This is a genomic window from Thermovirga sp. (genome assembly GCF_017656375.1).
Classification (GTDB): domain Bacteria; phylum Synergistota; class Synergistia; order Synergistales; family Thermovirgaceae; genus Thermovirga.
Genome location: NZ_JACDOB010000030.1, coordinates 1 through 12,422 on the forward strand (window position 1 = coordinate 1; position 12,422 = coordinate 12,422).

The window sequence follows — 12,422 nt, forward strand, 5'->3', positions numbered from 1 at the left end:
TGAAAGCAAAGCTGCGTGTTCAGACCCCTTAGGAACATAGCCATAGGCCTTAACATTTTTTATAGCTTCCAGTGTGACCTCATCTGATGTAGCAGTTAAAAAGACAATAGGGACATCTCGTATTTCCGTAATTCTTCGTGCCGTCTCAATTCCATTGAGTTCTCCTTCAAGCACTATATCCATTAAGACAATATCTATCGTCTTGTCTTTGCGAATTACTTCTATAGCCTCTTTTCCGCTGGCCACACGCGTCGCAACGTATCCACCTTCCAATAACAAATCCTCTACAATCTTGCTATAGAATTTGCTATCTTCAACTAACAAAACCTTTTTCGCATCTTGAGCCTTTAAACTCATTTAAAAGACATCCCTCTCCTAAACTACAATCCCTCATCATTTATTTATGATTTATGAAACATCTACTCTTTTATTACTTCTATCCTGTTCTTGCCATTCCTCTTCGCCTTGTACAAAGCTACATCCGCTCTCTTAAGTAAATCCTCCGCTGTATCCTGAGGCTTATACTCCGTTACCCCAAAACTTGCAGAAACATTAATGCCTTTCTTGAGCTCAAAATCCCTGAATTTTTTCCTTATCCTTTCGGCACACTCTCCTGCTTCATGGGCCTCAGCCCCTGGAAGGACTATCACAAATTCTTCCCCCCCATACCTGAAAGCAAGGTCTGAGATCCTGAGATTCTCTTTGATTACTTGCCCGAAATCACGAAGCACTTCATCTCCGGCATTATGCCCATGCAAATCGTTTATTTTCTTAAAATCATCTATGTCAGTTATAATGATGGAAAACTTGGAATCTCCAGACCTTTCAATATATCGTGCGATTATAGACTCCATATCATGTCTTGTCCTAAGCCCCGTAAGCGGGTCCGTCTTTAGATATTCTATGGATTTGACAACAGCACTGGCCACATCGCCAAGTTCATCCCTCCGTTTTGCATATCCACCCAACAAACCAGCGTTCCACTCGCTTAACGACTTCTCCATATCTTTAAGGGGCCTCAAAACCTTGAAATAAACATACCAAAGAAGCACCAATCCAAAAACAAAGCTTACTGAAAACGCAGCAACAAATAGCTTTACAAGCAATCTCTTTCCTATAACAGTTAATTGGTCTTTCCCCTCAAATATCATATATGCCACCGGGTTTCCGTTGCGGCCTTTTAAAGGAATACAATAACTACCTAATCTGCGCTCTGGCTTTACATATTTTATTTGCACCTTACTACTGCTAAAAAGAGATAGCTTTTCTAAATAATGGGAATCCAAAACCTTTTGTATAATTAAATATCCTTTAGGAACAGTTTTGCGTTCAACGTCATATGCAGGTTGAATTGGTGCAATCAAAACCAGGGCCACATCTTCCCCTAGAATCTCATAAAATGTCTTAAACTGAGGTTTCTTAAAATCTAGGCTTTCAATATACTTTCCCACATTTGTCCCTTTAGCAACTTTGCCATCTTGAAAGATAACTTTCTCTTTACTATTTACAACTATTATGCCATCTACTCTATATTGAGAGAGAAGGGCTTCTAGGGCAATATTATCCCTTGCCCACCCCTGGTCTTCGGTTATGGTAAAATCCACCATCTCATCCCACCAGGAATAGTCCCTTGCCACAAAATCGTAAATTTTGCTGACCTCTTTTACAACTTCCCCCGCGTTTTTTCCCAGCTTTTCGTTTTGCTCTACGGCGATTCTATGGAACTCTTCAATAGTTGCAACAGCAATAAAGGAGATTATGAATATTTCTAAAAGTATTATTAAAACAAGGAACCCCAAAAACTGCCGTAAAAAAGAACGTTTCATCGCCTACTCCGTTCTTAAAACAAAAAATCTGCTATCAAACTTCAAACCAATTCTCCTCCGGGCAAAGCAGCTTAACAGAAACATTTCCTCCGCATCTTTGCTTCACCAAATTCGCAACCTCAAAGGCCGCTTTCTCGTGCTCCTCAAAAGGTATGGCGTTCATCATCCCATCGACGTTTATCGCCACCCAGGAGGTTTCGGGCATTATCTTGCTGGAATCTCCGTTCTTCCAGCACCACCCCCGGCAGAAAACATCTTTGCTCCCTGTATCATAAAGTATAATCTCGCCCGGGGTGGGATTCTCTATATCCTCCGGTTTACCAAGAGGCCGGTAGGCTTCACTTCCCTCCGCACGGCCAAGCAGCAGGTCCCCTTTTACCACGCTGAGGTCATCTCCCCCACAAGGCACGAGATACCTCAAGCTCACAATATTGAATATGCAAACGAGCTTATTCACGAAAGGCAAATCCTTACCAGCTCTTACCCGTTTCACCAGGTTCGCCACAGATGGTGGAAACCTGTTGGGGTTCAATTTCATATCCTTGAAGACCTCGCGCCAAACATTAATTCTTGGATGCTCCTTGAAATTTTCCAGGTCCCCGTTCTTTCTAACTGCGAGCTCCTCCGCCCTCAGCATTTTTTCAAGCTCTTCATCTGGCCCATCGTTGTTTACGCCCTTAGCCAACACCACGTAGCGCCTGTAATATGGATACGCCTCAAACACCTCTTTTGCTATCTCTATCCTCAATCTACTTCACTCCTCTTATATTAACTACCTGAAGGCTATTTGCATGAATTATACATAAAAATAGGGTCACAACTCAACAATTCTGGATAGGCCTAATTTGGAAGATGAGACTGAATGTTTTCCACGTGTTGCCTAACGCTATCCATGAGCTTCTCCACGTTTTTCTCTATGGCATCGGCACTGTTTCGTATGGTCCCTACCTTGGTCAATATATCAGATGCCCGCTCCAGGGCTTTAAGTATGTTGTCCATTTCTCCCCTTATATACCCTTCATCAATGGACTCTTTCTCCTCTTCCTTTACCCTGGTTACTATCATCGCTCTGGCTATCCTGTATGCCGCTTCCAAAAAGACAACAGCTTTTTCGGACATCAGGCTCTCTTCGTCCACTGTCACCACAAAGTCACTGCCCAACCTATAAAAATCTCCTACCTCTGGCGGCTCATAGCCCTTACAGAAAACAAAAATTCCAATATCTGCTCCCCTATTTTTCTTCGCCCTGTCCAGTTCGTCCTTTATTTTCTTAAGTGTGTACCCCGACGCTTTCTTAGCTTCGAACACTATTATCTTGCCTGGAGCAGCAGTATCATCTCCGAGGCGGACCACATAATCTCCCACCTTTTCATAGGCCACAAGCCCCTTGGAGCCAGAAACGTTCTCCGATTCATCCCCGAGCCAACGCGCCAATTCAGCCAACCTGCCATATAATGCATCCTCGAAATCCCTACCCTTTGCCGTACCACGCTCGGCTTCCTCTTGTCTTCCCTTTTCTTTTTCTAGAAGGGCTAAAATGGCTGCATACTGTTCAGAGGCTTTTTTCTCAAACTTTTCCAACTCTTCCCGAATAGAGCGCTTAAGGCGGCTTAGTGCACTGCTTTCGTCATCTAGAGAGAAAGAACCTAAGACTTTTTGGGAATTTTCTTTTATTATTTCCTCCACCAGCTTTTCTATTCTAAACAACAGCCCCTCTCTATTCGAAGGGTCCACCTGCCGTCCCAGGAAGCTTTCCGGACCTATCTGCCTCTTCAGCAGCTCACTTAGCCTGCCTTTTTCCGTATCAAAATAAGCTTCCATGACCCTCGAGAGACTGCCATTTTCTCCAAAGTAACGATCAAGACAAAGGGGCAGTGCTCCGCCTTCGGCCTTGAAGTACTGCTCCAGTTTTGTCTTAAGCTCTTCTTTGAAATCTTCCACAGCCCTGTTTATCTCTGTCTCAACCTGGCGGAATTTCTCCTCTACCACCCTCGTGTCCAAAGATGGTGAGGCTGACTGAATGGCTATTACGCCAACTTTAAGGGCATCAAGAGCTTTCTCACACCTTGTTTCTTCAGGAAACTGTTCCAGGTACTCCAAAACGACCCTCTCGGTTACCTCCAAAGTCAGAACTATTTTGTCCCTCATATTTTCATCTCCTCAAGGCTTGCCTATGCCATAATAAACAAAACCCATATTACGCACTTTCTTTGGGAAATATTGGTTCCTACCATTGAATATGGGCGCTCCCAATCCGGACACCTGAACTGAGGCCATCCCATAGCCGGAATAAGGCCATTCCGAACCTTCTAAAGCTTCGCAGAAGTCGCTGCAAAAAACGACTCTTCCATCATCCGGCAAAAAGGCCTCTGCATTATTAACAGCGGCAGGACTAGAGCAGCCACACTCCAGCAAACGGGGTAAAGGGCTATCCTTTAACAATATGAGGCAAAAGCTTTACCCCAAATTCCAGCGTGTAAGATAAAAGTTATTTTCATGACTTATATATTCCTTTGATTACCATTGAACTTATTTTATACTATGCTACTTTTTATATAATACTATTTTGAGAAGGTGAGAGAATCATGTTCGTAAAACTACCATATGATAAAAATACGATTGAAGTAGACATCCCCGAGGAAAACCTAGAAGGTTTTCTTGAACCTATAAAGGTGGCGCCAAAGGATAAACCAGAAAATATAATAAAAGCCGCTCTGGAAAAACCTATCAGTAGCAAACCTCTCATGGAAATAATAAAGCCAGGAGAAAAGGTCGCCATAGTAACAAGCGATATTACCCGTCCTTGCCCCTCTAAAATAATGCTCCCTCCAATATTGGAAGCACTTGAGAAAACTGGAGTATCAAGGGAAAATATAACCATTGTCTTTGCCCTGGGGAGCCACAGGCCTCACACAGAAGAAGAAAAAAGATATCTGGTAGGCAACTACATCTTCGAAAACTACCGCTGTATAGATCACGACCCCAACGATTGTGTGCCCTTAGGCAAGACTAGCAGAGGAACTCCAATTGAAATATTCCGCCCCGTTGTAGAGGCGAACCGCAGAATTTGCCTTGGGAATATTGAATTCCACTATTTTGCAGGATACAGTGGCGGTGCCAAAGCAATATTCCCTGGAGTTTCCACCCCTCAGGCAATCCAAGCTAATCACAGCATGATGCTGGATTCAAACGCCAAAACAGGAAAAGCAAATGGCAATCCAGTAAGAGAAGACCTTGAAGAAGTTGGAAGAACTCTCAGAATAGATTTCATTCTCAACACTATTCTTTCAGCAAAAAAAGAAATCCTGTATGCTGTTGCTGGCCATTATATAGAAGCTCACAGGGCAGGCTGCAAAATATTAGATTCCATAGGGAAAGTACCCATCGAAAAAGAAGCCGATATAGTTATCGTATCTGCTGGAGGTTATCCTAAAGACATAAACGTCTATCAAGCCCAGAAAGCCTTGGACAATGCGGCTCACGCTGTAAGGAGCGGAGGAATAATTATATGGATCGCTTCGTGTAAAGAAGGCTTCGGATCAAAGGTGTTTGAAGAATGGCTTAAAGATGCAACTTGCCCGCAGGACCTACTGAAAAAAGTAGAAAAATCTTTTCAACTGGGGGGACATAAGGCTGCCGCCATAGCCATGGTCAGCAAGAAAGCTTCTATATGGATGGTCTCCGATCTCCCAGAAGAAATTGTAAAACTCTTTTTTGCAACACCTTTTAACAAGCTAGACAAAGCAATACATAAAGCCTTGTTAAAGTTGGGCAAGGACTCAAGAATATTGGTCATGCCAGTTGGAGGATCCACTTTGCCAGAGATACGAGCTTAAAATTACAAAAATCAGGTCACCTTCGAAAAACAGCCAGGCGACCTGATTTTCATATGTTCTTTTTAGCCTCCAAGAGTGTTAGGTAAAAACATTATGATTGATGGACAGTATGTTAGAATGATCAGATCAACCAAAAGAATTAATAGATAAGGTAATACTTCTCTCGTAACCTTCTCAATGGAAATACCTGTAATGCTGGATACTACAAAAAGATCTAAACCTACTGGGGGCGTTATACAGCCTATAGCAAGGTTCACCACCATGAGGACACCAAAGAAAACCGGGTTTATACCCATGGATATAGCAACAGGAAGAAGAATAGGGGTAAGTATAACCACAGCTGCCGAAGCGTTCACAAGGGTTCCCATAAAAAGTAAGAGCACATTTACCAGCATTAAAAAGACTACAGGGCTTGACGTCAAATTTGCAAACACCATACCCAACTTGTGCGGAATTTGAGCATTGGTGAGTATCCAGCCAAATAAATTGGCAGTACCTACGACAAACATAATCATCGTAGTGCTGACAGCAGCTTTAAATATTACCTCTGGAATGTCTTTAAATTTTAGTTCCTTGTAAATAAACATCCCTACACAAGCACCATACACAGCTGCTACTGCAGCAGCCTCTGTAGGAGTAAAAACACCTCCATAAATTCCTCCTATTATAATAACCGGCATCATTAATGCCCAAAAACAATCCTTAAAACTTATCAATATCCTTTGTAAAGATATTTTTCCCTCTCCTACATATCCTCGCCTTTTAGAAATAAACCAGCTTACGAGGCACATAGAAACTCCCATAAGAATACCTGGGGCAAAACCACCTAAAAACAAATCCGCTATTGACGTATCTGCGACTACACCGTAAACAACCATAGTTATGCTAGGAGGAATTACTATGCCCACGGTTCCACCGCTTGCAACCACTGCAGCTGCAAAAGATTTCCTGTATCCCCGCTTCTCCATCTCATCAATCAATGCCGTACCTATTGCCGCCGTAGTCGCTGCAGAAGAGCCCGAAAGAGCAGCAAAAAACATGCCAGAAACAGCAACAACCAAAGCAAGCCCACCGGCTAAAGCTCCTACAAGGGCATTCGCAAAATCAACAATTCTTCGTGTAACCCCCCCGTAGGACATGAAAGCTCCAGCGAGCATGAAAAACGGCACCGCCATGAAGGAAAAAGAATCTACAGATGTGAACATGCGCTGAGCCACTAACACCAAAGGAAGTTTGAGCATAGAATAAAGAACAATAGCCGAAGAAAGCCCCAAACCAACGGCAATAGGCGCACCGGTAAGAAGAATTAAAACGAAACTTGTCATGATTATCCAGCCGACCATCGTATCCCTCCTTAATCGAGATGAAGCTGGGGCTTCGTTTCTGAAGAAGGTTTTTTTAGAGTTTTTAACATTTCTTCAATAGTGTTAAGGATCATCGCAGCCGATCCAATGGGCAATGCATAATACACGTAGGACATCTTTATCTGTAAAGCTGGCGATGTTTGGAAATAAGTTCTTTGAATCATGGTTATGCCGTTCTTAAAAATTATGATCATAAAAACAAGCGTCAAAAATTGGGCAACAAGGCGAAGAGCTTTCAAAGGAAATCCTTCCAATCGTTCTGATAGAACACCCACAACCATATGTCCTCCTCTACGATGCACTACAGGAAGACAGAGAAAAACACACCACACAAAAAGATATCTTGCCAATTCTTCCGAAAAAGAAAGGGAATTATGGAAAACGTAACGAGCAATTACCTGAACAAAAATTACTGCAAGCATTGCCCCCATCACTATTATCACAACCTGTTTTAACAATTTATCAAAAAGAGAGTTTATTTTTTCAAGCAATGCCAAGCACATCCCCTCCTTTCACAAAAAGGGGGGCAGACCATTTGCCCGCCCCTATCAAACAGCAGGGTTATTGAATATTAACGATAGCCTCTATATTTTCCTTACCTACTTTTGATTCAAATTGTTTCCAAACTGACTTTGTAGCTTTACGGAAAGCTTCCTTATCTACATCAGTTATTATCTCGCACTTCCCGCTTTCTCTAATCTTATCCCAATATCCTTGCTCTAAATCTATAGCTAGTTGCCTTTGCCAATCCTTCGCCTCGTTTGCAGCTTCCTGAAGTATCTTCTGCTGTTCAGGAGTTAGCTTGTTCCAAGTTATCATACTGATAACAAGAGGTTCTGCAGAGTAGGTATGTTCTGTAAGAGAAATATATTTTTGTACCTCAAAGAAACGCTTGGTGTAAATGTGAGCAGCAGGATTCTCCTGCCCATCAACTACGCCCTTCTGCAAGGCCGTAAAAAGTTCTCCAAAAGCCATTGGCGTAGGATTAGCGCCCAAAGCCTTCATCATAGCGATATATATAGGCTGCTCCATAACCCTAATTTTAAGTCCCTTCATATCCTCTGGCTTTCTTATAGGACGAACATTGTTAGTCATGTTCCTTACACCATTTTCGAAGTAAGCTAACACCTTCAAGCCTTTTGGCTCAAGCCCTTTGGCTATCTCCATGCCCACGGTGTCCAAAGCCTTAAATGCATGAGACCTGTTTCTGAAAATGAAGGGAAGATCAAATACTGCAACCTGTTCGTGAAAATTACCTAGGACAGCGGTACTCGTCAGCGTCATATCCACAGTTCCCAGCGTGAGCCCTTCTACCAAGTCTCTCTGATTTCCCAACTGGCTACTTGGATAAACTTTTACTTCCATCGTTCCGCCAGATTTTTCTTTTACAAGGTCTGCAAACTTTTGCGCTCCTTGAGCGTAAGGATTCTTAGGATCCGCAATGTGTCCCAACTTCAAAGTCACTTCAGCCGCAAAGAGAGTACTCGTTAAAAGAAACACCAACCCTAACGCTAATGCTCCTACACGTAAAACTTTTCTCACTTTTACTCCTCCTCCTTTTTACTTTTATTGATTGGTTATGGTTATCCTTATAATGGCAACCTAGCCACACCGCTGTTACAAGCAGCTTCCGCCACGGCCTTTGCAACAGCAGGAACTACCCTTGGGTCAAGGGCACTTGGAATTATGTATTCAGGCGACAATTCCTCTCCCGAAACTAAATCTGCCAGGGCCTTAGTCGCCGCAAGCTTCATTTCTTCATTGATGGCTTTTGCCCTTACGTCCAAGGCTCCCCTGAAAATTCCCGGGAAGCCAAGGCAGTTGTTGATCTGGTTGGGAAAATCGCTTCTCCCCGTAGCCACCACGGCTGCCCCTGCTGCTTTCGCCTCGTCGGGGAATATTTCCGGCGTAGGATTCGCCATCGCAAAAATTACAGGGTTCTTGGCCATCGAACGAACCATCCCCTTCGTCACCAAACCAGGCCCAGATATCCCCATAAAAACATCTGCCCCCCTTATCACATCTTCAAGGGAACCACTCTCTTTTTCCGGATTCGTATTTCTCGCTATATCCTCCTTAGCAGGATTCATGTGCTCTGGCCTTCCATCGTAAATAGCGCCAGCTCTATCACAGAGGATCACGTTCTTTGCCCCGGCAGATAATAAAAACTTAGATATTGCCACACCAGCAGCACCCGCACCACTCATAACAACCTTCACATCCTCAATCTTCTTGCCCACAATTTTTAAGGCATTAAAAAGTCCAGCAAGCGCTATAACCGCTGTACCATGTTGATCATCATGAAAAACGGGGATCTCCAACTTCTCCTGCAACTTCCTCTCTATCTCAAAACACCGCGGCGCAGAAATATCCTCCAGATTTATACCCCCAAAGGAAGAAGCTATTTTGGAGACGATATCTACTATCTCGTCGGGATCCTTTGAATCTACGCATATAGGAAAGGCATCTATGCCCGCAAAGCGCTTGAAAAGCACCGCCTTGCCTTCCATGACAGGAAGCGCAGCGTCTGGCCCTATGTCTCCAAGCCCCAAAACCGCAGTCCCATCGGTGACCACCGCCACCATGTTGCCTTTGGAGGTAACTTCAAATATTGAGGAAGGATTTCTCTCTATCTCCCTGCAGGGCTCCGCAACTCCCGGCGTGTAAACTAAAGAAAGGTCATCCATAGTCTCAACTGGCATCTTGCTTTCCACGCTTATTTTGCCTTTAAACTGCTTATGCAATTTCAACGACTTCTCATAAACACTCTCTTTGTTATTCATGATCTTCTGACGCCTCCTGAATATATCTGATAAATAAAAATGTCTAACTTATGCAAGTTTTATACAATGTAAACTATAGGGAAACTTTTAAGATCCACAAGTATTCGAACATAGTGTTCTTTTCTGTACATTTTTGTTCATGCATTTGAAAGCCATTCTGTCTGGGAATTAGGGGGGTAACATAGCTAACGAATCAACTTATATTTATTAACCGGACGACCTTTCTCTTTGTAATGAGGTTTCATTACGGCTTTTCCACTAATTACAAGGTATTCCAGGTAACGTCTTGCTGTTACTCTAGAAATACCCGACAAGATAGCTACTTCATCTGCAGAAAGAAAGGTGTTATGCTTCTTGAGCAAGGTTATAATTTCCTCAAGTTTTACAGGAGAAAGGCCTTTGGGAAGGTTTTCTTTCATTATTACCTCAAGTCTTCTAGCCATAATGGAATCTATGGCTTCTTGATTAAGATTACAGCCGACATGTTGCACCTTTTCTCTAAATGTCTTGTAAGCTTCCAAAGCAGCTTTAAATCTTTCGTAGGTGAACGGTTTAAGAATATAATCAAAAGCTCCTCCTCGGGTTACCTCTGTAAAAGTTTCCGCTTCGTGGGCTGCGGAAACTACTATCACATCCACTTTCTTTCCCGAACGTCTTATTTTTTGAAGTGTCTTAACGCCATCCAACTCGGGCATAAAAATATCCAGAATAACAAGGTCCAAATCCAATGAAGCTAACTTTGCAAGTGCATCTTTCCCATTAGAGCACACTCCGATAAGAGAAAAACCTTCTACAGACATAACATATCTTGAGTGTATTTCAGCAACCGTGGGGTCATCGTCTACAACAAGAACTTTAATAGGCTCAACCATTTACTGCCCTCCACTGGTCAAAGTTACTACGAACTCTGTAAAACATCCCACTTTTGATTCCACTGAGATTTCTCCTCCATAAATATCCACAATTTCCTTCACATTGAAAAGCCCTATACCTTGACCTTCTTCTCGCATGGAAAATCCTTTTTCAAATATCCTATCAAGATATTCTTCTGGAATACCATGGCCTGTATCCCTCACACTTATAATTATCTTCCCTGACTCTTCAAAAATTGCAAAATCAATGACTCTTCTTTCTTTTTCTATGTGCATAACCGCTTGTATAGCATTTTCTAGGAGATTGCCAATAATAGTAACCAAAGCATTAGTTTCTACTTGAGAAGTGTTACCTAAGTAGCTGTCGGGATCTATATTAAACTTTATGCCTAACTCCTTGCAACGGCCAAACTTACCTATAAGTAGCCCCCCGACAAAGGGGTTCTTTATCTTACGTGTTATAAAAGAATAACTTTCTCTTTGGTCAGTTATTATGTCCGAAATGTACGCTATAGCTCTTTCCGTCTCTCCTAAATGGATAAGTCCCAAAATTGTATGAAGTTTGTTCAAAAATTCGTGTGTTCTGACACGAAGCGCATCCACAAACCTCTTCACTCCCGTAAGCTCTTCAGCAAGCGCTTCGAACTCCGTCATATCACGAAAACTTGAAATAGCACCAACAATGCGATTTCCCTCTTTTAAAGGAACAGTACTAACCATAAGCCTGCGAGAACCTATTCTTGCTTCTCTATCTACAATAGGTTGACCCGTTTTGATAACGTCCATAACTTTCGTTTTAGGGAAAACATCGGACACATGCTTTCCTATAGCGCTGCCATTTAAATTTAATAATTTTTGGGCTTGTTCGTTTAGAAGAGAAATTCGTCCACCGCTATCGCATGCCAAAATCCCCTCTCTTATGGAGTTTAATATGGTTTCTCTTTCCATTAAAAGTCTTGTGATTTGATATGGCTCAAGACCTTTTATTTCTTTTTTAATGCTTTTTGCCAAAAAACGTGCTCCTATTATGCTTACAAAAAGACCTAAAATCAGGGCAATGAAAAGGTTCCGTAAAAGCTTCATTTGCATTGCCTTTATATCCTTGATCAGGATTCCTACAGAAACTGCGCCGACGACTTTCCCTCCCCTAATAATGGGAACAAAAGCCCGCATCGAAGGACCCAATGTTCCTATAGAATTAGAAATGTACTCTTTCCCCTGAAGTGCAGGCCCTTCGTCCCCTCCAACAAAAGTTTTACCTATTCTTTCAGGTACAGGATGAGAATAACGGACACTCCTACTATCCATTACTACCACAAATTCTACGTCGGTCTTTTTTCTTATCCCATCGGCTAGTGGTTGAATTATAGATTCAGCTCCAGGTTTGCCTACGTTTTCTACTATGTCAGGTATAGAAGCAACAGTTCTGGCTATGCTCATAGCCTTATCCCCAAGCTGTTCAATATAAGGAGAAAGAACAGTTGCTTGTGTAACTATCCCCACTACTGAAAGCCCAGCACAAAAAAGCCCTACTGCTAGAAGAACTATTCTAGTCTCAAGGCTTAAAAAGGGTTTTCCCCTATGGGATAGCTTCAACACAAGCCCTCCTGCTTCTTAAAATTTTTCCAGGTGGATCTTGCTGTATGGCAGTTCCCCTTGTGGTATAGGCTTTTTCTCCTCGGCGGAATAGCCTACCGCTAGAATGCATAGCACTCTGTAGGGATCAGGGATGCCCAAAAGG

At 42.6% G+C, this 12,422-nt stretch carries 12 protein-coding genes; 1 reads left to right on the top strand and 11 read right to left on the bottom strand.

The window, feature by feature from the left end:
- The 5 genes from H0Z23_RS07405 to H0Z23_RS07425 form a co-directional block, all read right to left on the bottom strand.
- Nucleotides 1-357: response regulator (locus H0Z23_RS07405; protein ID WP_296868719.1), on the bottom strand; the 357-nt coding region annotated here is incomplete at its 3' end.
- 62 nt (nt 358-419) lie between these two features.
- Nucleotides 420-1,826, bottom strand: a complete 1,407-nt coding sequence (locus H0Z23_RS07410) for a diguanylate cyclase (protein ID WP_296868721.1) — start codon at nt 1,824-1,826, stop codon at nt 420-422.
- A 34-nt stretch (nt 1,827-1,860) separates the two neighbouring features.
- Nucleotides 1,861-2,574, bottom strand: coding sequence for a phenylalanine--tRNA ligase beta subunit-related protein (locus H0Z23_RS07415; RefSeq protein WP_296868723.1), 714 nt, complete (start codon nt 2,572-2,574; stop codon nt 1,861-1,863).
- Between the two features lie 92 nt (nt 2,575-2,666).
- Entirely contained in the window at nt 2,667-3,974 is a 1,308-nt protein-coding gene (locus H0Z23_RS07420) for a hypothetical protein (RefSeq protein WP_296868724.1), read from the bottom strand.
- 12 nt (nt 3,975-3,986) lie between these two features.
- Nucleotides 3,987-4,268 (bottom strand): hypothetical protein, encoded by a 282-nt coding sequence (locus H0Z23_RS07425; protein ID WP_296868726.1) that lies wholly within the window; start codon nt 4,266-4,268, stop codon nt 3,987-3,989.
- Nucleotides 4,269-4,411: 143 nt separating this feature from the next.
- On the opposite strand from H0Z23_RS07425, the gene larA reads away from it, so the two are divergent.
- Entirely contained in the window at nt 4,412-5,662 is a 1,251-nt protein-coding gene (gene larA / locus H0Z23_RS07430; protein ID WP_296868727.1) for a nickel-dependent lactate racemase, read from the top strand.
- A gap of 62 nt (nt 5,663-5,724) precedes the next feature.
- Here the strand turns inward: larA and H0Z23_RS07435 are convergent, their stop codons facing one another.
- The 6 genes from H0Z23_RS07435 to H0Z23_RS07460 form a co-directional block, all read right to left on the bottom strand.
- On the bottom strand, nt 5,725-7,005 hold the full coding sequence (locus tag H0Z23_RS07435) for a TRAP transporter large permease (protein ID WP_296868729.1): 1,281 nt from the start codon (nt 7,003-7,005) through the stop codon (nt 5,725-5,727).
- Nucleotides 7,006-7,016: 11 nt separating this feature from the next.
- The gene (locus H0Z23_RS07440) at nt 7,017-7,523 is read right to left on the bottom strand and encodes a TRAP transporter small permease (RefSeq protein WP_296868731.1); all 507 of its coding nucleotides are present in this window, start codon (nt 7,521-7,523) and stop codon (nt 7,017-7,019) included.
- Nucleotides 7,524-7,587: 64 nt separating this feature from the next.
- Entirely contained in the window at nt 7,588-8,568 is a 981-nt protein-coding gene (locus H0Z23_RS07445) for a DctP family TRAP transporter solute-binding subunit (protein WP_296868733.1), read from the bottom strand.
- Between the two features lie 47 nt (nt 8,569-8,615).
- The gene (locus H0Z23_RS07450) at nt 8,616-9,809 is read right to left on the bottom strand and encodes a malic enzyme-like NAD(P)-binding protein (protein WP_296868735.1); all 1,194 of its coding nucleotides are present in this window, start codon (nt 9,807-9,809) and stop codon (nt 8,616-8,618) included.
- A gap of 185 nt (nt 9,810-9,994) precedes the next feature.
- Nucleotides 9,995-10,681, bottom strand: a complete 687-nt coding sequence (locus tag H0Z23_RS07455) for a response regulator (protein ID WP_296868737.1) — start codon at nt 10,679-10,681, stop codon at nt 9,995-9,997.
- On the bottom strand, nt 10,682-12,277 hold the full coding sequence (locus tag H0Z23_RS07460) for a sensor histidine kinase (protein ID WP_296868740.1): 1,596 nt from the start codon (nt 12,275-12,277) through the stop codon (nt 10,682-10,684). It abuts the gene before it with no gap.
- Nucleotides 12,278-12,422 lie beyond the last annotated feature (145 nt).

What these genes read in the sequence shown, in the direction of transcription:
- H0Z23_RS07410 (WP_296868721.1), bottom strand. Translation starts at nt 1,826, where the DNA reads ATGAAACGTTCTTTTTTACGGCAGTTTTTGGGGTTCCTTGTTTTAATA.
- H0Z23_RS07455 (WP_296868737.1), bottom strand. Translation starts at nt 10,681, where the DNA reads ATGGTTGAGCCTATTAAAGTTCTTGTTGTAGACGATGACCCCACGGTT.
- H0Z23_RS07420 (WP_296868724.1), bottom strand. Translation starts at nt 3,974, where the DNA reads ATGAGGGACAAAATAGTTCTGACTTTGGAGGTAACCGAGAGGGTCGTT.
- larA (WP_296868727.1), top strand. Translation starts at nt 4,412, where the DNA reads ATGTTCGTAAAACTACCATATGATAAAAATACGATTGAAGTAGACATC.
- H0Z23_RS07435 (WP_296868729.1), bottom strand. Translation starts at nt 7,005, where the DNA reads ATGGTCGGCTGGATAATCATGACAAGTTTCGTTTTAATTCTTCTTACC.
- H0Z23_RS07450 (WP_296868735.1), bottom strand. Translation starts at nt 9,809, where the DNA reads ATGAATAACAAAGAGAGTGTTTATGAGAAGTCGTTGAAATTGCATAAG.